Origin of the sequence: Acinetobacter sp. WU_MDCI_Abxb74 (genome assembly GCF_025513915.1) — a bacterium.
In the GTDB taxonomy this organism is placed as follows: domain Bacteria; phylum Pseudomonadota; class Gammaproteobacteria; order Pseudomonadales; family Moraxellaceae; genus Acinetobacter; species Acinetobacter calcoaceticus_C.
The window spans coordinates 1-26,227 of the sequence record NZ_JAHPRP010000010.1; the positions used below are offsets into that span (position 1 = coordinate 1).

Annotated in this window: 24 protein-coding genes; 13 read left to right on the forward strand and 11 right to left on the reverse strand. The window is 39.2% G+C overall.

The window, feature by feature from the left end; genetic code table 11:
- Positions 1-263: 263 nt before the first annotated feature.
- The 7 genes from KTH84_RS15025 to KTH84_RS15055 all read left to right on the forward strand — a co-directional run bounded on the left by KTH84_RS15025 (position 264) and on the right by KTH84_RS15055 (position 5,207).
- Positions 264-1,142: a VacJ family lipoprotein gene (locus KTH84_RS15025; RefSeq protein WP_262473926.1), complete on the forward strand. Its 879-nt coding sequence runs from the start codon at positions 264-266 to the stop codon at positions 1,140-1,142.
- A 109-nt stretch (positions 1,143-1,251) separates the two neighbouring features.
- A complete protein-coding gene (gene gigA, locus KTH84_RS15030; RefSeq protein WP_202742693.1) occupies positions 1,252-2,220 on the forward strand; it encodes an RsbU family protein phosphatase GigA in 969 nt (322 codons plus the stop codon).
- Between the two features lie 102 nt (positions 2,221-2,322).
- Positions 2,323-2,844, forward strand: coding sequence for an anti-anti-sigma factor GigB (gene gigB, locus KTH84_RS15035; protein WP_042895044.1), 522 nt, complete (start codon positions 2,323-2,325; stop codon positions 2,842-2,844).
- Positions 2,845-2,870: 26 nt separating this feature from the next.
- Entirely contained in the window at positions 2,871-3,695 is an 825-nt protein-coding gene (locus tag KTH84_RS15040; RefSeq protein ID WP_262473927.1) for a carbon-nitrogen hydrolase family protein, read from the forward strand.
- A 14-nt stretch (positions 3,696-3,709) separates the two neighbouring features.
- Positions 3,710-4,084 carry a DUF4951 domain-containing protein gene (locus KTH84_RS15045; protein ID WP_262473928.1) on the forward strand — a complete coding sequence of 125 codons (375 nt, stop codon included), beginning with the start codon at positions 3,710-3,712 and terminating at the stop codon, positions 4,082-4,084.
- Between the two features lie 165 nt (positions 4,085-4,249).
- Positions 4,250-4,687, forward strand: coding sequence for a MarR family winged helix-turn-helix transcriptional regulator (locus KTH84_RS15050; RefSeq protein WP_133975297.1), 438 nt, complete (start codon positions 4,250-4,252; stop codon positions 4,685-4,687).
- 88 nt (positions 4,688-4,775) lie between these two features.
- Positions 4,776-5,207, forward strand: coding sequence for an organic hydroperoxide resistance protein (locus tag KTH84_RS15055; RefSeq protein WP_262473929.1), 432 nt, complete (start codon positions 4,776-4,778; stop codon positions 5,205-5,207).
- Between the two features lie 59 nt (positions 5,208-5,266).
- Here KTH84_RS15055 and gspE read toward each other — a convergent pair whose 3' ends face one another.
- Positions 5,267-6,757: a type II secretion system ATPase GspE gene (gene gspE, locus KTH84_RS15060; RefSeq protein ID WP_042895032.1), complete on the reverse strand. Its 1,491-nt coding sequence runs from the start codon at positions 6,755-6,757 to the stop codon at positions 5,267-5,269.
- 96 nt (positions 6,758-6,853) lie between these two features.
- Here gspE and KTH84_RS15065 point away from each other — a divergent pair, with 96 nt between their 5' ends.
- Positions 6,854-7,675: a hypothetical protein gene (locus KTH84_RS15065; RefSeq protein ID WP_016139202.1), complete on the forward strand. Its 822-nt coding sequence runs from the start codon at positions 6,854-6,856 to the stop codon at positions 7,673-7,675.
- A gap of 9 nt (positions 7,676-7,684) precedes the next feature.
- Positions 7,685-8,602, forward strand: a complete 918-nt coding sequence (locus tag KTH84_RS15070; protein ID WP_133975301.1) for a mechanosensitive ion channel family protein — start codon at positions 7,685-7,687, stop codon at positions 8,600-8,602.
- On the opposite strand, the gene KTH84_RS15075 is transcribed toward KTH84_RS15070, so the two are convergent.
- Complete coding sequence (locus KTH84_RS15075) at positions 8,592-11,396, reverse strand: DUF2339 domain-containing protein (protein WP_262473930.1); 2,805 nt, start codon at positions 11,394-11,396, stop codon at positions 8,592-8,594. The genes KTH84_RS15070 and KTH84_RS15075 overlap by 11 nt on opposite strands.
- Positions 11,397-11,550: 154 nt before the next feature.
- Between KTH84_RS15075 and polA the strand changes: the two genes are divergently transcribed.
- On the forward strand, positions 11,551-14,322 hold the full coding sequence (gene polA / locus KTH84_RS15080) for a DNA polymerase I (protein WP_262473931.1): 2,772 nt from the start codon (positions 11,551-11,553) through the stop codon (positions 14,320-14,322).
- A gap of 54 nt (positions 14,323-14,376) precedes the next feature.
- Here polA and KTH84_RS15085 read toward each other — a convergent pair whose 3' ends face one another.
- From KTH84_RS15085 to ppx, 5 genes are read right to left on the reverse strand one after another with little or no spacing between them, the layout of a single operon-like run.
- Complete coding sequence (locus KTH84_RS15085; RefSeq protein ID WP_133975307.1) at positions 14,377-14,946, reverse strand: YggT family protein; 570 nt, start codon at positions 14,944-14,946, stop codon at positions 14,377-14,379.
- Positions 14,947-14,967: 21 nt separating this feature from the next.
- Complete coding sequence (proC, locus tag KTH84_RS15090) at positions 14,968-15,804, reverse strand: pyrroline-5-carboxylate reductase (protein ID WP_262474062.1); 837 nt, start codon at positions 15,802-15,804, stop codon at positions 14,968-14,970.
- Entirely contained in the window at positions 15,776-17,179 is a 1,404-nt protein-coding gene (gene tilS, locus KTH84_RS15095; RefSeq protein ID WP_202742687.1) for a tRNA lysidine(34) synthetase TilS, read from the reverse strand. Before tilS ends, proC begins: the two co-directional genes overlap by 29 nt.
- The gene (locus KTH84_RS15100) at positions 17,116-17,937 is read right to left on the reverse strand and encodes an acetyl-CoA carboxylase carboxyltransferase subunit alpha (protein ID WP_042895016.1); all 822 of its coding nucleotides are present in this window, start codon (positions 17,935-17,937) and stop codon (positions 17,116-17,118) included. The genes tilS and KTH84_RS15100 overlap by 64 nt, the downstream gene beginning before the upstream one ends.
- Positions 17,938-17,955: 18 nt before the next feature.
- Positions 17,956-19,476, reverse strand: coding sequence for an exopolyphosphatase (ppx, locus tag KTH84_RS15105; protein ID WP_133975311.1), 1,521 nt, complete (start codon positions 19,474-19,476; stop codon positions 17,956-17,958).
- A gap of 279 nt (positions 19,477-19,755) precedes the next feature.
- Here ppx and trxA point away from each other — a divergent pair, with 279 nt between their 5' ends.
- Positions 19,756-20,082, forward strand: coding sequence for a thioredoxin (trxA, locus tag KTH84_RS15110; protein WP_003655060.1), 327 nt, complete (start codon positions 19,756-19,758; stop codon positions 20,080-20,082).
- A gap of 320 nt (positions 20,083-20,402) precedes the next feature.
- Positions 20,403-21,671, forward strand: a complete 1,269-nt coding sequence (rho, locus tag KTH84_RS15115; RefSeq protein ID WP_003655059.1) for a transcription termination factor Rho — start codon at positions 20,403-20,405, stop codon at positions 21,669-21,671.
- Positions 21,672-21,829: 158 nt separating this feature from the next.
- Here rho and KTH84_RS15120 read toward each other — a convergent pair whose 3' ends face one another.
- The gene (locus tag KTH84_RS15120; RefSeq protein ID WP_262473946.1) at positions 21,830-21,988 is read right to left on the reverse strand and encodes a hypothetical protein; all 159 of its coding nucleotides are present in this window, start codon (positions 21,986-21,988) and stop codon (positions 21,830-21,832) included.
- 94 nt (positions 21,989-22,082) lie between these two features.
- On the opposite strand from KTH84_RS15120, the gene KTH84_RS15125 reads away from it, so the two are divergent.
- Positions 22,083-22,325, forward strand: coding sequence for a hypothetical protein (locus tag KTH84_RS15125; protein WP_262473947.1), 243 nt, complete (start codon positions 22,083-22,085; stop codon positions 22,323-22,325).
- A gap of 156 nt (positions 22,326-22,481) precedes the next feature.
- Here KTH84_RS15125 and KTH84_RS15130 read toward each other — a convergent pair whose 3' ends face one another.
- Genes KTH84_RS15130 through pheS form a run of 3 tightly spaced genes read right to left on the reverse strand, consistent with a single transcriptional unit; the run spans position 22,482 to position 26,169 of the window.
- Positions 22,482-22,778 carry an integration host factor subunit alpha gene (locus KTH84_RS15130; RefSeq protein ID WP_000126166.1) on the reverse strand — a complete coding sequence of 99 codons (297 nt, stop codon included), beginning with the start codon at positions 22,776-22,778 and terminating at the stop codon, positions 22,482-22,484.
- The gene (gene pheT / locus KTH84_RS15135; RefSeq protein WP_262473949.1) at positions 22,775-25,156 is read right to left on the reverse strand and encodes a phenylalanine--tRNA ligase subunit beta; all 2,382 of its coding nucleotides are present in this window, start codon (positions 25,154-25,156) and stop codon (positions 22,775-22,777) included. The genes KTH84_RS15130 and pheT overlap by 4 nt, the downstream gene beginning before the upstream one ends.
- A 32-nt stretch (positions 25,157-25,188) precedes the next feature.
- On the reverse strand, positions 25,189-26,169 hold the full coding sequence (pheS, locus tag KTH84_RS15140) for a phenylalanine--tRNA ligase subunit alpha (protein ID WP_004794529.1): 981 nt from the start codon (positions 26,167-26,169) through the stop codon (positions 25,189-25,191).
- Positions 26,170-26,227: the final 58 nt, after the last annotated feature.

A 26,227-nucleotide genomic window follows, 5' to 3' on the forward strand; every position in this document is an offset into this window, starting at 1 on the left:
TCTACTCAATTCCAAGTAACTGTTTTTCAACAAGTTTCTATCTGCATCACCGCCGATGGATGTGCATTATAGACCATCTAATCTCATTGGCAACCCCTTTTTTAAATTAATCATATCGCATGGCTATTTTTTAACCTTTTTAGCATATTATCTATATTATTTGATCAATTTTACATTGATAATAGGTTATCAATTTTGTATTAAAACATATCTCCACCCAACTGCACATTAAGTATTAGCCTAGCTGGTGGTTAAGGAATTATATGAATTATTCTAATTTAATTTTATTAAGCGTGTTATCTGTAGGTGTTTGCACCTCTATATATGCTCAAGAAAGCACTATAAGTGAATCTCCTACTGCTAACTCATCAGCAGAAGTTGGATCTCATCATCTTCGATCACAAATTATTAATGATTTAAAAAACATTAAGGTTAAAGATTTAAAAATAAATGCAAATGCAGCACAACCAGATCCTGTAAAAGATCCTTTGCAATCTCTGAACCGTCCAATTTATTCTTTTAATGACATGTTGGACCGAAACTTTTTGCGTCCTGTTGCAGTTCAATATAAAGAAAAAACACCAGAAGACGTACGCGGTTCTTATCGCCAGTTCCGTAAAAACCTAGGAGAACCATGGAATGCTGTTAACCAGCTTATTCAAGGCCGTCCAGCTCGTGCAGCAAAAACTTTAGGTCGATTTACAATTAATACCTTAACTACTCTTGGTTTGGCAGACCCAGCCAGCCGCTTAGGTTTACCAACTGAGGAAGAGAATTTTGGTGTAACTCTTGGTTACTATGGTGTGCCTTCTGGTCCATTCCTTATGCTACCATTTTTTGGGCCAAGTACTTTACGTGATGGTTTTGGTTTGGCAGTAGATGCTCAAGCTCGTCCACAAAAATATGTTATGGATGATCAGGAGGGTATTTATTGGTCAAGCAATCTGTTACAAGCTGTTGATACCCGTGCTCAATATCTGGACTTGGATCAGACTTTACAGGGTGATCAATACGCTATGATTCGAGACTTATATCTCCAGCGTAAAGCCTTCCAGATTGCTGAGAAAAAGGGCGATTCAGCTGATGTGTCTTTCATTGATGATGATTCACAAGATACAACAGATGAGAATCAAAACCCTTAAGATGAAATAAAGGTATTGCTTGGATTGAGAGTTCGGCAATACCTTGATTTTGATCATACATACTCTATGATGAATAAAGTGATCATATAAAAGGACTACCATATCTTCTATGTATTTTATTAAACCGACACGCTCTATGCCTTATTTAGAGCAAGCTTTGGATAAACTGCCAGGCTTACAAGTCATTAACATAGATGATTTAGATTTATATGATCCAACCATCATTGCAATTGCTGATGTACAAGATTTCCTGACTTATAAGTGGAATTTACCCACTGTGGTGATTGCTTTTGAACATGAAGGTGCCGCTTTAGCTCATGCATGGGAAGCAGGTGCTCTTGCAGGTTGGGTATGGAATCAGTTACCTAGCGATTTAAATAAAGCCCTATCAAGAATTGATGCTCAATATAAGCGTAATCAAGATAGTCGGGACTTACCTTCAGCTGCAGAACTACAAAAACGATTATTACCCAATCCAATTGATTTATTAAATTATGAAGTCGAAACTTTCTTTCAGCCTTCGGCTTATCTTTCTGGAGATTGGTACGACTATTGGAAATTAAATGATAAAGAGGTTTTATTTTATCTTGCCGATGTTTCAGGCCATGGCGTAACCAGTAGTTTGTTAACATCATGGATGGCAGCTTTCCATGGTCGATCTAAAACACCAAGACAATTAATTAAAAAATTAAACGGAATGTTGGTTCAAGAAAATATTGAAAAGCATATTACGATTGTGGTGGGTATTTTAAACCTTGAAACGCATACTCTTCGCTGGTCAAGTGCTGGGCACTATCCCCCTCCTATCATTTTTGAGCCTAATCAAGCGCCTAAAATTCTAACAACGAGCAGTTTCCCATTAGGTTTAACTGACGAACTCGAAGTTGAAGAGCATATTTGTACATTAAATCGCCATGCGCGCTTCATTGTTTGCTCAGATGGAGCCCTTGAACCCTTTGATGGTGGTTTGAATGATCAGTTCCAACAATTGGTCCATCATTTGCAAAATCAATCATTTCAAGCACCCGATCATGTGGCCGATGATATTGCCATCTTTAGTCTTTGTCGAATGAATTAATTTACGAATCAATTATTTACATAATATACGACCTAAGGACTCTTGAGTCTGAGATGGCACTATGTGATAATTTTTCTATCCTTCTCTGAAAATGGCATTTATATGTCAACAGGTCATGTTGAATATGCAAGTTTAAATGGAACGCATATTTTCAAACTTATTGGTGAAGTGCGAGCCCATTCTTGTATAAGTCTAGACAAACTTTTAAACAGAATTGAACAGCAAGAGAATGTTGTTGGTGCAATCGTTGATTTAACCCAAACAACATTTATTGATAGTACTGTATTAGGCATCCTAGCCAAGCTAGGTTTAAAGCTGAAACAGGCTCATCATATTCAAGCTGTGATGCTATCTACCAATCCAGATATCACAACCTTAGCCAACAGTATGGGGCTAGGGCAGGTTTTTGTCATTTTGAATTATTGTGGTGATCCTAATGTTTGCACGTTAACGTTAACAGATGAACAAATCACTCATAATGCAATGCTAAAAACTGTTCTCGATGCACATAAGACATTGATGAAACTCAATGCAAACAATCAGAATATGTTTGAACCACTTGTGAAGCAGTTACAGAAAGAACAAGATACGCTTGAACAGGTATCGGACAAGCAAAATGCCTGACCTCCACCATTAAGCAGGATTAGAATATGACCCTCGTTTCTGTTGCTCAAATGAACTCCCAAGATGATATTGAAAATAATTTTCAAATCATTGAGTCTTTGATTCAACAGAGCAAGGCGCAAAATGCTAGCTTGATTGTTTTCCCCGAAAACTTTGTATGTTTTGCTGCTGGAAAACAACGTGAAACTGCTGAGCATTTCGAATCGATTCAACAAAGGCTTGAGAAACTAGCTCATCAATATCAAATCTGGATTGTGGCCGGCACCTTACCCTGTCCATTCCGTCCAGATGGATCTACGATTCAAGATGGTCGCGTCCGAACCGTTAGCCTCTGTATTAGCCCTGAGCGTACAGAAGCACGTTATGACAAGATTCATTTATTTGATGTACAAGTTGGTGATGCGGTCGGTGGTTATCAAGAGTCTCGTTTCTTTGAACCAGGAACAGACGTCGTAGTCACATCTACCCCTTTTGGCAATATTGGCTTAATGGTATGTTATGACTTACGTTTTCCAGAGCTTGCTCTAACGCTAAGACAACAAGGCGCTCATATTCTTACTGCTCCTGCTGCATTTACCTACACAACAGGACAAATGCACTGGCAACTTTTGCTACAGGCTCGAGCGATGGATAGCCAATGTTATGTTTTAGGTGCAGCACAACAGGGCTGGCATGGTGAAAAACGACAAACCTGGGGACACTCTGGGGCAACAGATAGTCGTGGTCAAATTTTAAGTATGATTGAAAATGAAGGGAATGGTTTAATCACTGTGCCCTTTGATTTAACAGCACAAGATCTCGTCCGCTCTTCAATGCCTCTAATGACACACCGTAAATTAATTCACTATTAAAAGTTTAATTATTCATGTGGAAATACTTATTTAGCTTTTTTTGCTTGGGGGCAAATATTCATTGTTATGCAGAGTTTGGTACAACGAATCATTTCGTTTCACCACCCGCACAGCTCAAATCAGATATTCTTCCCTCTACTCCTAAAGATATTCCTTTGCCTGCATTTGGCCAAAGAATAATTGGATGGGGAACGGGCGCAGAAGGTGCAAGACAACGTTTAGAAAACATTCAGCCAGCAGATATTTCTATGATTAAAAAACAAGGAACAACGCTTGAGATGATCACTGCTTGGCAAGATTTTTATGAACAAGAGCAACAACGTAGCGTAAATAATCCTACTGCTAAATATCGTGCACGTTTGATGAAAAAAATTGCAGACCTATGGTAGGCACTTTTATCTAAAATATTTTTATCTTATGGAATAATTGATTCAATTATTCCATTTTTTATGCCCCTTAATTTATTTTATTCATAACCTATTCTTATGAACATTTAAGAAACTGAATAGAACACGATATACTACAAAAGCAATATTAGTTTCTTTGAGGAAGATATGGACCAAGACTGTCAAAACTTAAAGCTTGAGAATCAACTATGTTTCCTCGTCTATTCAACAAATTTAGCCCTTAATCAGCTCTACCGAAAACTTCTAACGCCTCTGGGTATTACTTATCCTCAATATTTGGTGATGTTAGTTTTATGGGAGCAGGATGAAGTAACTGTTTCAGAAATTGGTGCCAAGCTTTTTTTAGAATCATCAACTCTCACCCCTATTCTGAAAAAATTAGAAGCCCTACATTTTCTTCACCGCACTCGTTCAATGAAAGATGAACGCCAAGTTATTATTACGCTAAGCGATGAAGGAAAAAAATTAAAAGATCGAGCAATGAATATTCCAGCCGAAGTGTTAGACGCAAGTTCATGTGATATGACAACACTACTGGGCCTAAAAGATCAACTTACTAAACTCCGTACAAACCTAGTCAAATAAACAGCAATTTTTTCAAAAAATATACTTGTCAAAATAATTAAGTCGTGTACGATATATTTGTATTCAATTTATTTTAGGAATAAAAACGATGTCATTAGAAAAAGTTGTTTATCGTGCAAAAGCTAAAGCAACCGGTGGTCGTGATGGCCGTGCAACCTCATCAGACGGTGTTTTAGATGTACAACTTGGTGTCCCTAAAGAAATGGGTGGCGCTGGCGGAGCTGTAACAAATCCTGAGCAATTATTTGCAGCAGGTTATTCAGCATGCTTTTTAGGAGCTTTAAAATTTGTTGCAAACCGCGATAAATTTAATATTAGCAAAGATGCTTATGTAGAAGGCGAAGTAGGTATTGGTCCAATTCCTACAGGTTTCAGTATTGAAGTGACTTTAAATGTGTACTTGGTTGGCATGGATCGTGAAGAAGCTGAAAAATTTGTTGCAGCAGCTCATATTGTTTGCCCGTATTCAAATGCAACTCGCGATAATATTGATGTGAACTTTAATATTGTGACCGAGTAATTTTTTAAGTTTTAAAAAATGCCCGAATCTTATCGGGCATTTTTATTGCTCATTACAAATTAGACTTCACTTGCTTCATTGGTTACTCGAAGCACTTCTTCGAGTGTAGTTTTACCTGTAAGTACTTTGCGTAAACCATCATCACGGATAGAACCAGAGTACTGACGAGCATGATTTTCTAATTCATATTCAGCCGCATTTCCATGAATCAGACGACGCATAGGCTCATCAACAGGCACGATTTCATAAATAGCCGTACGACCATTGAAACCTAAGTGAGAACAGTGATCACACCCTTGAGCCTGCGGTAACTTCAACAAAGGTTCACTATGAATATGCTGGAATACTTGTCTTTCGAAAGTATCCGCTTCACGCCATGTCATACAATGTTGACATAAGGTTCGAACCAAACGTTGAGCAACAACCCCAATTAAGGAGCTCGATAGTAAAAATGGTTCAATCCCCATATCTTTAAGTCGGGTGACCGCGCCAATAGCTGTATTGGTGTGCAGTGTAGATAAAACCAAATGACCCGTTAACGATGCTTGTACTGCAATTTCAGCAGTTTCCAGATCACGAATTTCACCCACCATGACCACATCCGGATCTTGACGCAACATTGCCTTTAGAGCACGAGCAAAAGTCATATCCACTTTAGTATTGACTTGTGTCTGCCCAATACCTTCAAGTTGATATTCAATCGGATCTTCGGCGGTCAAAATGTTACGCGTATTGTCATTTAGATCCGATAGGGCTGCATATAAAGTCGTCGTTTTCCCCGAGCCTGTAGGACCTGTTACTAAAATAATGCCATGGGGACGATGCACGAGTTGGGTTAAACGCTCATAATCATTTGCCATCAGACCCAAATGGATCATATTAAGACGACCAGCTTGTTTATCAAGCAAACGCATTACAACCCTTTCACCATGTGACGATGGTAAAGTCGAAACACGGACATCCACTTCACGTCCAGCAAGACGTAAAGAAATACGACCATCTTGCGGTACACGCTTTTCTGCAATATCGAGTTTTGCCATGACTTTAATACGCGAAACTAGCAAAGGCGCCAACTCACGGCGTGGCTGTACAATTTCACGTAATTGACCATCTACACGTAATCGTACAGATAATTTCTTTTCAAAAGCCTCGATATGAATATCTGAAGCGCCAACTCGAATTGCTTCAGAAAGAAGTGCATTAATAAGACGGACAATAGGCGCATCATCTTCTTGGTCCATCAAATCTTCTGTTTCTGGCACCTGATCAGCCAAGCTTAATAAATCAGGATGATCTTCTAAACCTGCTGCAACTTCTTGTGACTCCCCTGTATCTCGCGCATAACTTGTACTAAGCAGTGCATTAAATTCTTGTTCAGTGCATAACTGATAGTGTGCTGGTTTTCCTAAAATTCGTCTTGCTTCCTGCAATGCAATTTTTTCAGTATTTTGACGTCTAATAATAAATACTTGATCACCGTCATAACGAAATAAAACACCATGACGCTTGGCAAAACTATATGGAACTTGTATTTGTTTCAATATTTGCATCACAATTTATAATGATGAGTAAGATGATTTTGAGTGTACTCTAAGCAGATTACAGCGTGAAGTCTGTTTAACAACTCGGTAGAGGAATTTTACGTCTTGTTTGAAAATAATGAATATCAGCCTCGCCCCCAGAATTCCTTAAAATGGTGGGGAGAACAGCGCTTTGAAATTAATCAGTCTAAAGCATGGCAATTCGGTTCAATGCTTTTTCGTCTAACGCGCGGTATAAAAGAATGGCGTATCGAATATTATCGCCCATCTCTTCAAGACGATAATGAGCAAGATTGGCACCCAATCGCAGATCCGAATTTTGCCTTTCCGCATACTGTTCAAGTAGAACGCTACATGTTTCGGAAAACTAATCCGGAATTTTTACTTATGCCACGACTGGCAGACCGTTCAGTAGTAATTAAACCCGTTGATCCTATCTACATTCCAGCGGGACAACGTGGAACTCTCTATATTAGTACACCGCTATGGATTGCTGGTTTGGTCGAAAGTCAGCATGAGCCTCTGTTTGAGATTCCACTAATTCAGCCGAAAGATACATGGTTTGGTCCAAATGCCCAGCAAGGTGAAATTTGTTATGCCACTTCAGTAGATGGACGTACCGATTTGAACCTGTTAACACCGCGTGCTTTTCGTGCTGTAACCCCAATTGATTTTCACAATACCAGTAATCATCAATTGCGTTTTGACCGCATGAATGTACCAGTTACCGCCCTGCCTCTTTTCTATAGTGAAAGTACGGGGCGTTTATGGACGTCTCAAATTAAAGTTTATTATGAAGGCTCTGATCGCCCCGCACGCATTCGTATTGAAAACCGCACTCCACCACTTGCTGGCGAAGTAACCTATGTTCATCCGCCACGTTCACCTGGTGGAGCATTATTCAATATGTTTGATTCATTCTTTTAAGAGGTTTATATGGCTGATACAAGTATTCCTAAGGATATCGCTGATAGCCTCACAAGCATATTTACCAATATCAATACCGAACGTATTAGTGAAATTTTAGTCGCTGTTGTGCTCTGTTTTATTGGTTTTGTTCTTGCTCGTATTATTTCAAATACATTTATTAGAACCATTGGCTCACGTTTTAATGCTCATCAACGTTTGGTATGGCGCCGCGGTATTTTTTATTTTATTTTCTTACTCTTCATTATGACGAGTTTAAAAGAAGCTGGTTTTAAACTCAGTGTATTCCTTGGCGCGGCAGGGATTCTAACTGTAGCACTCGGTTTTGCTTCACAAACATCTGCCAGTAACTTGATTAGCGGCTTATTTTTGATTGGCGAAGGTTCGTTTGAAGTCGGAGATACGATCCAGATTACCCTGATTCGTGGAAATACGATTGAAGGTGAAGTGATCTCAATTGACTTGCTGTCTGTAAAACTACTTACATTAGACAATGTCTATATTCGTCTGCCAAATGAACAGCTTATTCGTGCTCCCGTACACAACTTATCTAAATACCCAATTCGGCGAATTCCAATTACACTCGCAATTAACTTTCACGAAGACATCATTAAAGTTCGCGAAGTTCTACTTAACGTAGCAGCTCATTATCCGCTTGTATTAGATGACCCAAAGCCTGCTGTTACAGTTACCGCATTCAGAGAATCATCGATTGAACTTTTATTTGCAATGTGGTGTAGACAAGAAAATTCTTTAAAAGTCCGAGATGAGATGCAAGAAAGAATTCGAAATGGATTTTTAGATAATCAGATTGAAATTCCTGTTCCTAAAATGGGTTTGATTGATCGACCACCTACTGTTTTTGCTGAAGATGATATCGATCAATACACTAATCAAAATGAGTTAAAACGAGAGCCTAAAGCTTAGGCTCTTCATTTTTTTGTACAGAAGATGACGGCGGTAATGGTGCAAGATAAGCAATAATTAGCATTACCCCACCCGCCCCAATAAATGAAATGACTCGAGTTAAAGTCGCACTTTGCGATAGATCAAGCAAAATTAGTTTTAATACGACAATTCCTAAAAGCGCAGCACCCACAAACCACAATTGACGAATCATTCTTCGACTAGAGAATGTGGTTAAAACGAATGCCAAGATGACCCAAAGCAATGTCAAACTTAACTGCACTAGACCATTTGTCCAAATTGCAGCACTCCAGAGTGGCGTCGCCCAATAATGGTGCAAACTTCTAACCACCACACTACTGAATACTAACAACCCCACTAGAATTGTTGTAATTTTAAAAGTCCACTCCAGTGATTTATCTTGATCAAAAGCATGTTGATAGATAATAAAGAGTAGGCCTGCAAATACTACAATTGAAAGAAAATCAGTTAAGTTAAGCAAAGGAACAAAATAAAGGTATTCGGCAGAATGAATATCGACACTCACCACAAGCAACCAAAGTAAACTTAGACACCACACTGGAATTTGATGTAACAATGTGGTTTTATGGGACTGATAAGCCCAAATCGAATAAACCACCGGAACGAAAGCCAAAGCAACAATTGGCATTTGTGGAAAAATCGCCAAACCAACTGTGGCTAATGCCAACCAGCTTAAACCAGCCCATGCCTTTAAAGACCCAAACTGACCTGACTGCGGTTGAGCCATAATGAATAAAGCGCTGAGGAATGTTGCTGCAATGAGGAAAGTCCCCTGTTGCAGTATGTTCGGCCATTTAAACATGGTGAATATTTGACTGGTAAAAGCCTCACCCAAAATTAACAACAATAAAAGGCTAATTAGACTTAACTGTAAACTCTGCCATTGAACTCTTAGTTTGTAGTGAACGACTACACTAAATATTGATAATAATAATATCGCAATCATCAAATATGGGCTTAAGCCGTGATTTTGCCATGTCAATATTTCTATACCAGCGACAGCACCCGCATACATCCCTAAACATAAGAAAATACCGCTAAACATGCTGGCACTAAAATAGTGTTGCTCTTTACTGTTGTATTGCAACAAATAGAAGGCTGAAATAAATTGGGCGATTGCATAAATGCTTGTGCTCAATGTTGGGAATTGTTCATTTGCCCAAAATTGATAAAACAATGCAATTGAACTTAGTAAAACTAAAATTACACCAATATATCGGCTTAAACGGTAGCGCTCAGTTACACCCCATACAATTAAGGCCGTACCTTGAGCGACCCAACCAATTGCAGTCCAGTGTGCTCCTTTCGCGAGTGGAAAGATTAGAGCAAAAAATGCAACGGCGAGAATGAAAAAGCTTTTTGCCAACACCGAAAGTTGCGGATGAGTTTTTTTAATCCAGAAAGTTAATAGTGCATAAATTCCCGCTAGTACTGCGGCGCCAATCGTCAACGCTTGGGTAGACTCATGTACTAAATAGGCATGTAGTGTAAAACCTAGTACAGGCACGCTAAAAATAAGGCCCACATCTAACAGTGGAGGTAAACGAATCCCTTCTCGTTTTTCAGGTGTTGAAACTCGAGATATATTTTGGCTATAACGCACACTGAGCCAAATAAACAGGGCTATATGCAGCCATAAAATCCAGTCTAATGTGTCAAATTTTGCAGGTTCTGCATAAAAACCTATCGCACTACCACCAATAAACATCGTGGCAAAGAAAGCGATTTGATTTAAGATTTTCCAAGGTTGAATAAAATTAACGGCGGCAACCGCAAGATTAATAACCAAATAGTAGCTAAATAAGAAAACCACATCTGGGCGATATTGCGGAATGACCAGTGGCGCTGCGTAAGCCATGCCGAGTGCTAAAATCGCTAAATAAATCGCCTGTTGCTTTAAACTTAAAAATACGGTGATTACTAATAAAATAGTAAACAAAATACTTGCTGTCATCAGATTGGCAATTACACCAAAATGATGCGAGAACACGAGTGTTAGAAACACAACCGCTAGTCCTACACCCTGCAAAGCAACAGCAAAAAGTTGATTTTTCTTTTGCAGAGTATAACCAAATGCAGTTAATACACCTCCAGCAATAGCGATAAAACCAAGTTTCAAACCCAAACTTAGCTGCCAGTGCTCGCTTGCGAAACGCAGTAACAACACTACCCCAACCATGAGCACAGCAACAGCAACTCTTAAAATTGGATTGCCATGTACCATCCAATCTATTGCTGGTTGCCACCATGCAGTTTGTACAGGAGCTAGATTTTCTTTTTGGTCTAAAGAGTTCATTTCAGGTAGTGCTGGCTTGATCATATTGTTTGGATCAATTTGCCCCAATACAGGCGTTACAACATCTGTATTTATTGCTTCATTTACATGAACATTTTGTTTTACTGTCTCGAGGTACAATAGTCTTGTATGGAATGCACTAATCGTTTGGACCAAACATAACAATAAAACCAGTAATGCACCGCCAGCAATCCACATCCAGTGATTCATATAAGCAACTAACGCAACCAAGGCAGCCGTATAAATCACTGTTGTTTGCATACGAATAGAATAAAGAGGATTTGCCTGATGTGAAAACTGTTGTTCTAAATGAGTCAGACGCTGATGCAAATTTGATAATAACTGAACCAGTACTACCACGAGTGCAATAGATAAAGCAGCAACAGCACTCTGGAATTTAAAACCAATTGAAATGGCTAAAAACAAAGTCAAAGCGATCAAAACGATGATCATTCCCTGTTTGTCTTTTTTATACATGGGCTTAGCAATATGACACCTTCATTACATGTCATCTTACTTCAAGGCAATACAAGCGTATATTTATACATACAAAATACTGCAAAAATCATAAACCTGCATTCATATCCGTTTTCACGTAAAATACCCGTAATTCAGATTAAGGAATTGTTCAATGCCACCATTTGTCTTGGTTGATGGGTCCTATTTTTTATTTCGTGCATATCATGCATTACCACCATTGACGACCTCTACAGGGTTACATACCAATGCAATACGTGGAGCAATTTCTGCGATTCAAAAACTTATGCGTCGTATGCAACCGACGCATATGGCCGTAATTTTTGACACTCCCGAACCAACCTTCCGTCATAAGCTTTCACCCATTTATAAAGGTGATCGCCCAACAATGCCCGAAGAGTTATCTCAACAAATTCCATATTTACATGCATTGATTAAAGCTCAAGGTATTCCTTTATATAGTCTCCCTGGCGCAGAAGCGGATGACATTATTGGTACACTTGCTAAACGTGCCGTACTCGAAGGCCACCATGTTCTCATCTCGACTGGAGATAAAGACATGGCTCAATTAGTTAATGATCATGTAAAGTTAGAAGATAGTTTTAAAGATCGCGTAATGGACACTGACGGTGTATTTGAGAAGTTTGGAGTTTGGCCAAATCAGATTATCGACTACTTGACTCTGATGGGCGATGCATCCGACGGTATTATGGGTGTTCCAGGCATTGGTGCAAAAACAGCAGCAAAATTACTGACTGAATATGGCACCCTAGAGAATATTATTGCCAATGCAGACCAACTTAAAGGCAAGATTAGTCAGAATATTAAAGATAATTTAGACAATATTAAGCTTGATCATCAGCTAGCAAGTATTGTGTGTGATCTTCCTTTAGAACTCAACTGGCATGAATTAAAGCTTATCGACCCAAATGTTGATGCTTTGCGTAACTTATATACTGAACTTGAGTTTAGAAATCAGTTACAGTCACTTGACCATCCAAATAATCCGAACAGCTCTGCTTATAAACAACAAGTTTCACAAGTCGTAGTACAAGATGAGGTTAAACCAGCTGATTCGATAGAAACCGAAGATCAGGCCAGTTTAACGAGTCAAGATGACCAGCTTGGGACTGCCAATTACCACACTGTTTTAACTCAAGAAGCATGGGATCAACTCTGGCAACGCATGCAAAATGCCGATCATTTTGCGATTGATACAGAAACCACGAGTCTTGATTATCGTATTGCCGAAATGGTTGGTTTTTCAATCGCATTTGATGCACAAGATGCTTACTATGTTCCTTTGGCGCATAACTATGAAAATGCGCCACAGCAACTGAACCGTGAGCAAATTCTGGCTCAAATTAAGCCTGTACTAGAAAATGAAGCGGTTAAAAAAATCGGTCATCATCTTAAATACGATGCACATATTTTCGCTAACCATGGAATTGAGTTAAAAGGCTGGTATTTCGACAGCATGTTGGCGTCTTATGTACTGAATGCAGCAGCAACTCGTCATGGAATGGATGATGTTGCCCGTGTCTACCTAAGTCACTTAACAACGACTTTTGAGCAAATTGCTGGCAAAGGTGCAAAGCAGAAAACATTTAATCAAATTGAGATTGAAGTCGCTGCTCACTATGCAGCAGAAGATGCACATGTGACCTATCGTTTGTATGAAGTCCTTTCAAACAAACTTAAACCATTTCCTGAACTAGAAAATATTTTATATAACATCGAAATGCCAGTTGCCCGAATTTTATCGAGTATGGAAGAGAATGGCATTCGTTTAGATCATGCATTCCTCGATAACTTAAGTGTTGAATTTGCAAAAACTATGGAAGGTCTTGAAAATCAAGCCATGGAAATTGCAGATGAAACTTTTAATATTGCTTCACCTAAACAAGTAGGGGAAATTCTATTTGATAAATTAGGAATCAAAGGCGGGAAAAAAACTGCAACTGGGCAATACAGTACAAGCGAAAGTGTTTTAGAAAAAATTGAACATCCTTTAGCGGAAATTATTTTAGAACATCGCGGTTTAGCAAAGTTAAAGAGTACCTATACGGACCGTCTGGTTGAACAATCTCATAATGATACGCATCGTGTACATACGAGCTATCATCAAGCGCTAACAGCGACAGGTCGCCTATCCTCTTCCGATCCTAACTTACAAAATATTCCAATTCGTAGACAAATTGGCCGTCAGATTCGTAAAGCTTTCATTGCACCGGAAGGCCGAGTTCTATTGGCTGCCGATTACTCGCAAATTGAACTACGTTTAATGGCACATTTTTCTCAAGATGATGCTTTAGTACATGCGTTCCAACATGGACAAGATGTTCACCGTCGTACTGCCGCCGAAGTATTAGGTATTGCAATTGAAGATGTGACTAATGACCAGCGTCGTCAAGCCAAAGCAGTAAACTTTGGTCTACTTTATGGTATGTCTGAGTTTGGCTTAATTCGTCAATTAGGCTTCACACGTCAAGAATCGCAAAACTATATCAAGCAATATTTCCAACGTTATCCTGGCATTTATGAATATATGCAACGCACGCGTCAAGTTGCCTCAGAACAAGGGTTTGTTGAAACCATTTTAGGTCGTCGTCTTTATACACCAGATATTGATGCACGAAATGTGATGGTGCGTAAGGCTGCCGAACGTGCAGCTATCAATGCACCTTTACAAGGTAGTGCAGCTGATATTATTAAACTTGCGATGATTGAAGTAGATAAAATTCTGCCAAAAGATCAGGCAAAGTTACTTCTTCAAGTACACGATGAATTAGTTTTTGAAGTAGATCAAAACATTGCCGATGAGCTTTCTAAGCAAATTGCAAATGTTATGGAATCGGTTCTAGAAATTTCAGTGCCTTTACTTGTTGAAGTAGGACAAGGTCTAAACTGGGATGATGCTCATTAATTAACAGAAATAAAAAAAGGGCTGTTAAATACAGCCCTTTTTTATTGAATCAGCTTAAAGTCCGGTTAAGAGAACTTTCGCTACTTCATTCATTAATATCTCGGCAATATAGAGTGCCAAAAATGCCAAAATTGGAGATAAATCAATCATTCCCATATTAGGCAATAAACGACGGAATGGCGCGAGTAATGGTTCAGCTAAATCTTGAATCACCTCAATATAAGGTGAACGCGATTGCGTAAACATGACCACCCAACTCAAAATGATTGTTGCGAAAATTAAATAACGGCAGAAACGAATCAAATCCTGAATCATGGTTACAAATGTCAGAATCAGTAAATGAATCGGACTATTTGGCATAGAGCCAGAAAGATACATCACACCGAAAATTTTCAGTAAATACAACGTAATTAAAAGAACCAACGCAGCCAAATTAAATCGGCCTTTTGCGACCGTCGGAAAAATTCGGCCAAAAATATCAACAATCTTAGTCGCTTTTACGGTCGATAAAACCACAGGATTATAAGGACTTACTGCCGCTAATTGTATTAAAAAACGGAAAAAGACCAATAAAATCGCGACATTAATTAAAATTCCAAAAATTAGCGCAGAATTTGCACCCATAGTTGTCTTATCCTATTTAAGCTATTTCGCACTGTCACTCAATTCTTGAGCCAATTCTTGACTACGCTTCTGAGCAGCAGCCAATGCAGATTGAATATTTTGGGAGATTTGTGCACGGTCAAAAACTTCAAGTGCAGCTTGTGTTGTACCATTTGGCGATGTCACATTCTTACGAAGTTCAGATGGAGTATTTGAACTGGTAATTGCCATTTGAGCTGCACCTAACGCCGTTTGAAGAGTCAAAGCGGTTGCAACTTTTTCATCCAGTCCTAAATTCTTACCCGCACGGATCATACTTTCCATCAAATAGAAAAAATATGCAGGACCTGAACCAGAAACTGCTGTTACCGCATCAATTTGAGCTTCGGAGTTTACCCAAATTGTTAAACCTGTGGCTGCTAAAATCTGACTTGTTAATTCACGATCCGAAGTACCTACTACATCATTTGCATAGATACCATGCGCGCCTGTTTGAACCAGAGCTGGTGTATTTGGCATAACTCGTACAATTCGATCGCTATCAATTAAATTTGATATTGTTTGAATTTCAGCACCAGCAATAATTGAAATGACCAATTTATCTGATAACAGACCTTTCAAGGGACGTAAAACAGTCGCCAAAACTTGGGGTTTTACCGCCAGTACGACAACATCAGCATTTTGAATTGCAACCACGTTATCTTGTGTGACGTGGACTTCTTTCTCTTGTAATAATTGACGGATCTGTTCAACAGGATCTGAAACAGTAATACGTGTCGGTGGTAAACCTCTTGAAATGAGCCCACCAATTAACGCTTGGGCCATATTACCGCCACCAATAAAACAGATATTACAATTTACTGCACTTGCCATAACCATATTCGCCATTTACCAGATTACAAGAATGAGAAATTAAATCTGGTTGCCATCCTCCTTGCTCACAATACGGAGACTGAGCCAACCAAAATCCTTTCGGTGTAAAAACCCCAAGCATAACATTATCTATAACTAATATTTGAATTGTATGACGAAGCCAAGGCAAAATATGTGCTTCTTGAATTGCTTTTTTTAATGGCCATTGGCCAACACGACCATATAAGTGGACTTTTTCTCCACCCTGACGTCGAATTATTCTCAATTTTTTATTTAATAAAGATGAAGCTAAACCGATATTTTTTTGTGTAATCTGAAAATTTCCTGAAGCGTAATGCACTATTTCTCCCATTTGGAAATGATGCTCCGATTCAACCTCAACTGGACTTAATGTTTCAGCAAGAAAAGCCTGTTTACTCAATCTATAAAGATACTGTTGATAACGGACATAGTAAAACTGATTCCAGTGTAATGCTGCTTGTGCATCAGACTTTGAATCAATCACTTCATTTTTTAAGCGCTCGACCATTTCAAATGCAGGTCGATATTGCCCATCACCTTTCATCCAAACCGAAAGCAACTGGCGCTGACGGGCAGCCGATAAATTTAACAATTTAGTTAAGTCTAAACAATCAGCGGTACCACAATGCTTTAAATCGACTATCAAAACTTCTTCTAAAATTTCAGAAGCATCTTGCATCAAATAGCTGGTTCGGCTAAGTGCTTGCTGCATTTTAGGAAATCGATTTTGTAAAAATGGCCAAAGTTCCTCACGTGACCATGCTCGATCATAGTGAATATCGTAATTTGTAGGGTCATTTACATATTCAACTTCAAGTTGGGTAGTCCAATCGACAATTTGCTCACGAGTTAAATCTAAAAAAGGACGCCAAATTGTCATATCTACGCGGTAATCAATAGACTGCATAGCAGCAAGGCCATCAACACCTGCACCCGACATCAACCTCAACATTACTGTTTCAGCCTGATCTTGTTGATGATGAGCAAGTACTAAAATTTCGTTAGCTTGTAAATGCTGTCGATAAGCTTGATAACGTGCCTGACGTGCTTGAGCTTCCAAATTACCGTCGGTAACTTGAACCTTTTGAATAATATAAGGAATATCTAAGCAAGTAGCTTGTTTAGCAACGAGTTTACCCCATTCTGCACTTTGTGATTGCAGTTGATGATCGATATAAATCGCTCGAATCTTTTGAGGGAAAATTTGAGACATCAAATGTAGTAGCAGCATTGAATCCATGCCGCCACTACATCCAATAAGAAAAGAACTATTTTCTGAAAACAGTTGAGCCTGCTTTAAGACATTATGCCTAAATTTGCGCTGCCAAACTTCATTAAACGTTGATAACGTGCTTCGCATCGTTCATTTGCATCCATTGGTAGCAATTCATCCAAAGCCTGCTTCAAAACTACTTTTAGATTTTGCATTACATGCTCAGGATCTAAATGTGCCCCTTCGCCTTCATCTACTACATATTCAACAATACCTAGAGATTGCAATTTATCTGCTGTCAAACCTAAAGCTTCGCTCGCTTGAGCCGCTTTTTCAGCAGTTTTCCATAAAATAGATGCGCAGCCTTCTGGTGAAATCACAGAATAAATACTATGCGATAACATAATTACTCTGTCAGCAACGCCAATACCTAAAGCACCACCAGAACCACCTTCACCAAGTACTGTTGCAACAACAGGAACCTTCAAACTTGAAAGTTGAGCAAGGCTAGTTGCAATTGCTTCGGCTTGTCCACGTTCTTCAGCACCAACACCAGGGTAAGCACCCATAGTATCAATAAACGTAAAGACCGGCAGATTAAAACGCTCAGCCATATCTAATAGGCGTTGAGATTTACGGTAACCTTCAGGGTTAGCCATACCGAAGTTATGCTTTAATTTTTCACGGGTACTACGACCACGGTGTTGTCCAATGACCATCACAGGTTGACCGTCAAAACGAGCAAGACCACCTACCATCGCACCATCGTCACCAAACAAACGATCACCATGCAAGGCGTCAAATTCTGTAAAGATTTCACCGACATAATCTAGAAATTGCGGACGTTCAGGATGTCGTGCAATTTGAACCGTTGTCCACGCTTTGGACTGAGTAGCTTTTTTCATAGGTCGAATATTATCCCTTTAATCGATAAATTTTTCCGACTGAATATTCAATTCAATGTCCCAATGCTTAAACTGATCTTGCTCATCATGCAAGTCCGCAACTAACAATGGCCATTGTTTGGCATCACCAGAAACACTAAGCTGCCATTGTTGATCATTTATGATGGTCAGTTCAATGGCAGGAAGCATCTGATCACTTCGACTATGGTTGAGTAAAACTGCTAGGCGAAGCAATAAACATAAGTAAAGTAATTTATGACCACCAGCCTTCAAAATTTCGTTTTTTACATCATTTCGCAATTTACGACGATGGTGAGCAACTAAATGTGAAAGATGATTTTGATCAATTTGCGAGAAACCTGGAATATCAGAATGCTGTAACAAATAAGCACCATGGCGATGATAACCACCATGACTAATTGCTAAACCAATCTCATGCAAATAAGCTGATCGACGCAGTAAGTCACTGTCTTCACTCGTTAAATTAAGAGATTTCGCGACACCATCAAATAATTGCTGTGCTGTATTGACAACACGTTCTGCTTGTTTAGGGTCAGCATTATAACGACCCATTAGAGCCTGTACACTGCGGTCGCGTATATCCTCATGTTTAAATCGACCTAATAGGTCATACATAACACCTTCGCGTAATGCACCATCAGAATATGCCAAACGATCAATTTCTAGAACTTCAAAAACTGCGTACAAAATTGCCAATCCGGCTGGCAAAACTGCTCGTCGATCTTCTCTTAAACCTTCAAAATCAATTTCAGAAACGTTTTTAAACTTAAGTAATTTATCTTTGAGTTTGTATAAACCTTCTCGAGTGACATTTTCTTGTTCATCACTTAAGCCCATATTAACCATAATTTGGCGACAGGCTTTAATCGTTCCACTCGAACCAACGACAGTATCCCACCCTTCCATTTTATAAGTCGTTGCAATAGCAGAAAGTTCTTTACGAGCAGCAACTACGGCCTTATCAAATGATTTCTGGGTAATTTCCCCATCAGAAAAGTAAGCTGTTGTATAGGCCACGCAACCCATTTGTAATGATTCGGTGTAAATAGGTTCAAACTCTTCACCGATAATAAATTCGGTAGAACCACCACCAATATCGACGACCAAGCGACGTCCACCATTGGCCATGGTATGCGATACACCCAAATAGATCAGACGGGCTTCTTCTCGTCCTGCAATAATTTCAATAGGTTTAGGTAAAATTTCTGCAGCTTTTTGAATAAATTCATGACCATTTTTTGCCTGACGCAAGGCATTAGTAGCCACAATTCGTAAACGATTAGGTTGAACAGAACTCAATCTTCCAACAAAACGGGCTAGACATGCCAAACCGCGTTGCTGAGCTGCTTCTGTTAAATTTTTATTTTCATCTAAACCAGCTGCAAGCTGTACTTTTTCTGACATCGAAGCAACTTTTTTAACTTCACCGTGATCTACCCGTGCAATTGCAAGGTGAAAGCTGTTCGACCCCATATCTATGGCGGCAAGTAATTCTTCATCAATCAGAAAGTCAGACATTATTGAACTAAACCCATAACAATTCACGCCTAGAGTAATTCACACGAATGCAATTGAAAAGCCATTTTCATCAACAATTAACTGTCATTTATATTTTTCTATTTATGAGTTGATTGTACAAGTCGATGGTGAATATCGTGAGCATCCATTAGACAAATTTAGTTAAGCCTTGAATAATGGCATCAAACCCTTACATTGAACTAAGTAGCTATGTAATACTGATAGAGATAATTTTCTCCTGTAGTAATAGCACTTTTTTCTAAAAATTGGAGCCGTACCATGTCTGCGACTATTGTAAATACAACTGATGATAACTTCCAAGCAGATGTTCTAGACGCTGAAACACCTGTACTTGTTGACTTCTGGGCAGGTTGGTGTGCACCTTGTAAAGCAATTGCACCTGTTCTTGAAGACTTATCAAGTGAATATGCTGGTAAAGTAAAAATTGTTAAAGTTGATGTGACTTCTTGCGAAGATATTGCGGTGAAATACAATATCCGCAATATTCCTGCTTTATTACTTTTCAAAAATGGTGAAGTCGTAGCTCAACAAATTGGCGCTGTACCTCGCTCTAAACTTGTAAGCTTTATTGATGAAAATGTTTAAGTCAAAATGCTAAGAATGAAAATACGCTATACTTTTATAGCGTATTTTTTTCGGCTATAAATTGACAAATTAACTAAGCTGGCTTATATTGCATGCTCAAGAGGCACTGAAGGGAATCATCTTCGTCCGGCTTCTTACAAGACACAAACATAAAGATCGCCACTCGGCAACAGAAATTGTTTTTTCACATTTTTCTTCGAAACAATCAATCAGACTTCTGAATTGTTATTGTGTAAATACAATTGCGATAATCTTTTTTGTATGCGAGCGATTTTTCTTCTTTTTAAACCACACTCTACTCTTTCCTAATTCTGACCCTTATGAATTTAACTGAACTCAAGAAAAAACCAATTGGTGAATTAATTAAAATTGCTGAATTTATGGGCCTGGAAGGTATGGCTCGTAACCGAAAGCAAGATATTATCTTTGCCATTTTGAAACGCCATGCGATGAATGGCGAAGAAATTTTTGGTGACGGCGTTCTTGAAATTCTCTCTGATGGTTTTGGTTTTTTGCGCTCTGCCGCAGGTTCGTATTTAGCAGGTCCGGATGATATTTATGTGAGTCCCTCACAAATCCGACGCTTTAACTTGCGTACAGGCGATACCATCACAGGTACTATTCGCCCTCCAAAAGAAGGTGAGCGTTATTTTGCGTTGCTCAAAGTTAACCAGATTAACTATGACACGCCAGAAAATTCTCGAAATAAAATTCTATTTGAAAACTTAACACCCCTTTTCCCAACCGAACAATTGGTTATGGAACTAGGTAATGGTACGACAGAAGACTTAACTTCTCGTGTTGTTGACTTAGTTGCGCCGATCGGTAAAGGTCAACGTTCTATTATTGTTGCACCGCCAAAAGCGGGTAAAACAATGTTACTTCAAAATATTGCTCAATCTATTGTTAGAAACAATCCTGAAGTATTCCTGATTGTTCTATTAATTGACGAGCGTCCAGAAGAAGTAACTGAAATGGAACGTACTGTTCGCGGTGAAGTCATTGCTTCAACATTCGATGAAGCTCCTGCTCGCCACGTACAAGTTGCAGAAATGGTGATTGAAAAAGCAAAACGTCTTGTTGAACATAAAAAAGACGTTGTGATTCTGCTTGACTCTATTACCCGTTTAGCGCGTGCATATAACACTGTCATTCCTTCATCAGGTAAAGTATTAACTGGTGGTGTAGATGCTCACGCATTAGAGCGCCCTAAACGCTTCTTCGGTGCTGCACGTAATATTGAAGAAGGTGGATCTCTTACGATCATCTCAACTGCTTTGATTGAAACAGGCAGTAAAATGGATGACGTAATTTATGAAGAATTCAAAGGTACAGGTAACCAAGAGATTACTCTTGATCGCCGTATTGCTGAAAAACGCGTCTTCCCTGCCATGAATATTAAGAAATCTGGTACCCGTCGTGAAGAGCGTTTAATGGATGATGATAACTTACGTAAAGTATGGATCCTCCGTAAGCTCCTTCATCCTATGGATGAGTTGGCGGCAATGGAATTCTTACTTGATCGTATGAAAGAAACTAAAACAAATGATGATTTCTTCGATCAAATGAAGCGTAAAGCTTCAACTTAATCGATTAATCTTCAATAAAAAGCCACTCTTTTGAGTGGCTTTTTATTTGGTTGACAAGCTTTACACAAAAATACATTTTGCAGTTTTTTATGTAAAATTATTTATAAGCTTTTGATAATAATTATTTTTGAATTAAAAAAAACAAGTTTTTTAATAGCTTACCTCCACCTTTTCCAATACACTCGGGCTGATTGATTGTTTTTTTCTGTTAAAAAACAGACTGTTTTTCTCTTTTTCATACGTTTTTTCGACAGACGACAGTAGTATTTCAGCATTTGCAGTGATAGCATAGCGGCAGACCAGTTAGACTGCTCCATGCGTTGTTACCTAGCTACGTTTTAGGAATAATAAAAGCAAAACAGTCCAACTTAGGTTTTTTTAATCTCAAATCTTTTTTGTGAGAGTGATGCCATGTTATTCAAAAAATTTGCTGCTGTTGCTGCTGTAGCTGCTACTTTAGCTTTCGTTGGTTGTTCTAAGAAAGAAGAAGCTCCTGCTGCTGCTTCTGAAGCTGTAGCTGCTGCTTCTGAAGCTTCTACTGCTGCTTCTGAAGCTGCTACTGCTGCTTCTACTGCTGTTGATGCTGCTGCTTCTGAAGCTTCTGCTGCTGCTGCTTCTGCACCTGCTGCTTCTGAAGCTTCTGCTGCACACTAATCTATAATTTAGATTAGAAAAAAAGAGGACATTTTGTCCTCTTTTTTTACGCCTAAATTTTATATTCCTAAGCCCACTTCACTTAATATATCTAGATACATTGACATAACATCGTAGTGGAATAAACCTGTCTAAATATAAGTAAAAAAAAGCAGATCAATCGATCTGCTCATTTCCAACACGTTGTCTAAACTTTTGACCTGCTCTAAAGGTCACTACACGGCGAGCAGAAATTGGAATTTCTTCGCCTGTTTTAGGATTACGTCCTGGACGTTCGCGTTTATCTCTTAATTCAAAATTACCGAAACCAGAGAGCTTAACCTGCTCTCCCGCAATAAGTGCTTGGCTAATTTCGTCGAAGAACAACTCGACCATTTGTTTTGCTTCACGGCGATTTAAGCTGGTTAACTCACTTAAATGATCAGCCATGTCTGCTTTAGTTAATGCTGTCATGAGGCCCTCAATGTCGCTTGATAAGTGTTTTCTAACACTTGGATAATATTGTCCATACCAGATTTAATTTCAGCATCTTCAAGCGTACGTGAAGGATGTTGCCACAAAAGTGCAAACGCTAATGAGCGCTTACCATCTTCGACACCCTGCCCCGTATACACATCGAATAACCATGTAGAGTCTAAAAGCTCTCCACCAGTTTGTTCGATTAACTGCTGAATATCTCTAACATTTATATTATCAGAGATTAAAAGCGCAATATCACGTCTAACCGAAGGAAAACGTGATAATTCTGTAAAATTAGATACATAAGATTGCAAAACAGCTGTTTGATCGAGTTCAGCAACCCAAGTCGTGCTTAAATCAAGGTCATTTTCTAGAGATGGATGCAAACGACCTAAGTAACCAATTGATTTACCATCAACCAAAATCTCAGCTGATTGCCCTGGGTGCAACCACGCGCGTTCTGAACGAACATATTCAACATTTACACGTCCAGCAGCTAATATCTCTTCAATCTCACCTTTGAAATCAAAGAAATCCATTGGTTGAGGCTTAGCATGCCATGATTCTGGTTCTTGCGAGCCGACTGCCACCAAAGCCAAGGTAGGGGTCTGCTGTAAGTCTTCAATGCTCTTAGCATTTTGATAATCAAAACGCAGCCCGAATTCGAAGAAACGAACACGACTTTGCTGACGGTTGAGATTATATTGTACGCAAGGAATTAAACTAGAAAGCAACGTACTACGCATTGCAGCCAAATCGCTTGAAATTGGATTTGCTAACATCAATGGCTTAACTTCGGGATTTAATTGCTTTTCAAGTTTCGCATCCGCAAAACTAAAACTAATTGCTTCTTGATAACCTAAAGTCACGATCGTTTGACGCAACTCAGTGAGCTCAAAACGATCTTGGTATTTAACAAATTTAACATCCATGCTTGGTAAGCTAATCTGGATATTGTCATAGCCATCAATACGCGCAACTTCTTCAATTAAATCTTGATAAATAGCCATATCATAACGATGCGATGGCGGCACTACGCTCCACTCACCTTCAGCTTTAACTGTTACCTTACACCCTAGTCGGGTTAAAGCATCTGCAATGAACTCACCTGCGACTTGATATCCCAATAATTGGTCTACCTGAGCTTGTTTCAGTTCAATGGCTTCACGTTTTGGAAGTAAGTCAGTTTTTTCAGCTACAGTAATTGGGCCAAATTCACCACCCGCTAACTCTTGAATAAGCTGAGAAGCACGATTCATCGCAATTAAAGGTAATTCAAAATCTACACCACGTTCATAGCGCTGCGAAGAATCTGTATGTAAACCAAAACGACGAGCACGTCCAGCAATAGCAAGTGGAGCGAAGAAAGCACTTTCTAAGAAGATATCAGTCGTATCATCGGTTACACTTGACGCTAAACCACCCATAATTCCAGCAATTGCCAAAGCTTTTTGGTCGTCAGCAATCACCATAATATCTTCTGGCAACTCAACTTCTTGATCATTCAGAAGTTGTAACTTTTCTTGTTGTGTTGCTTGACGAACATGTACCGTCCCTTCGATTTTAGACAAATCGAATGCATGCATTGGTTGACCCAATTCCATTAGGACATAGTTGGTCACATCAACCAAAATACTATGAGTACGGATTCCTGAACGTGATAAAGCCTGTGCCATCCACTCAGGAGTAGCAGCTTTTATATTAACATTTTTAACTACACGCCCTAAATAACGCGGAGCGCCTTCAGTACTGATAACTACTTTTTTCTCATCAGCAATGGTGGCATCAACCGCGTTAATTACGGGTTCATTCATTTGCAATTGATTAATAACTGCAATTTCACGGGCAATACCACGAATACTAAAACAGTCACCACGGTTTGGCGTAATACTGATATCAATAATATTGTCGTCAAGTTTGAGGTATTCACGGATATTTACTCCGACTGGAGCATCGGCTGGTAATTCAAGTAAACCATCGATTTTATCTTCAAGATTAATCTCAGAAGCACCACAAAGCATTCCTTGTGATTCAATTCCACGAAGTTTACCTTTTTTGATTTTAAAATCGCCAGGTAATACTGCCCCAATGGTTGCAACTGGAGCTTTCATTCCAGCGCGAACATTCGGTGCGCCACATACAATCTGTAAAGGCTCACCCGAACCAATATTGACTGTTGTAACACGTAGACGGTCTGCATCAGGATGCTGCTCAACAGTTAACACTTCACCAATTACAACGCCTGTAAATGGTTTAGCCACTGGTGCCAATTCATCAACTTCAAGACCAAGCATCGTCAACTGATCAGATAATGTATCACTATCAATTGCTGGGTTAACCCATGTGCGTAGCCAATTTTCGCTAATCTTCATCTTTATAAACCTTTTTTAATCCTGAAAAACTGTTAGGCAAATTGGCGTAAGAAACGCACATCATTTTGATAGAACATACGCAAGTCATTAATGCCATAACGTAACATCGCAAAGCGCTCTACCCCTAAACCAAAAGCAAAGCCTTTGTATTTATCAGGATCAATACCCGCAGCACTTAATACATTTGGATGCACCATGCCACAGCCTAAAACCTCTAACCAACGGCCACGTTCATCCATAATATCTACTTCTGCGCTTGGCTCAGTAAACGGGAAATATGATGGACGGAAACGTACCTTTAAATCTTTTTCAAAAAACTCATTAAGCAGATTAATCAATAAACCTTTTAACTCAGCAAAGCTGGTGTTCTCGGCAACGTATAGACCTTCGATCTGATGGAACATTGGTGAATGCGTTTGATCTGAGTCACAACGGTAAACACGGCCAGGACATACAATGCGAATTGGTGGCTCACTTGTTTCCATTGTACGAATCTGTACACCAGAGGTATGCGTACGCAGTAAATGAGTGGCATCAAAATAGAAAGTATCGTGCATAGCACGCGCTGGATGGTGACCAGGAATATTTAATGCTTCAAAATTGTGATAGTCATCTTCAACTTCTGGACCAGTCGCGACTGTAAAACCAGCTTTAGTGAAGAACTGACAAATTCTTTCTTGTACTTGAGTAACAGGATGAACTGTACCAACACGTTGACCGCGGCCCGGCAAAGTAATATCAATCGTTTCACTTGCTAGCTTTTGCTCAAGTGCCGCCTGTTGTAATGCCGCTTGACGTTCTGTTAAAGCAGTATTAATTGTTTCTCGAACAGCATGAATCGCAGCACCTTGTACTTTGCGTTCTTCAGGGTCCATTTTCCCTAATGCTTTCGATTGTTCTGCAAGCTGGCTTTTTTTCCCTGTAAATTGCACACGTACCTGATCAAGTGCAACAAGGTCTTGAGCTGCTGCAATGGCAGCAAGCGCTTCTGTGGTCAGGGCTTCCAGTGACATATTAACTCTCAAAGCAACAAATTAAAAAAATATAATAAAACACTGCATTCTAACAGTT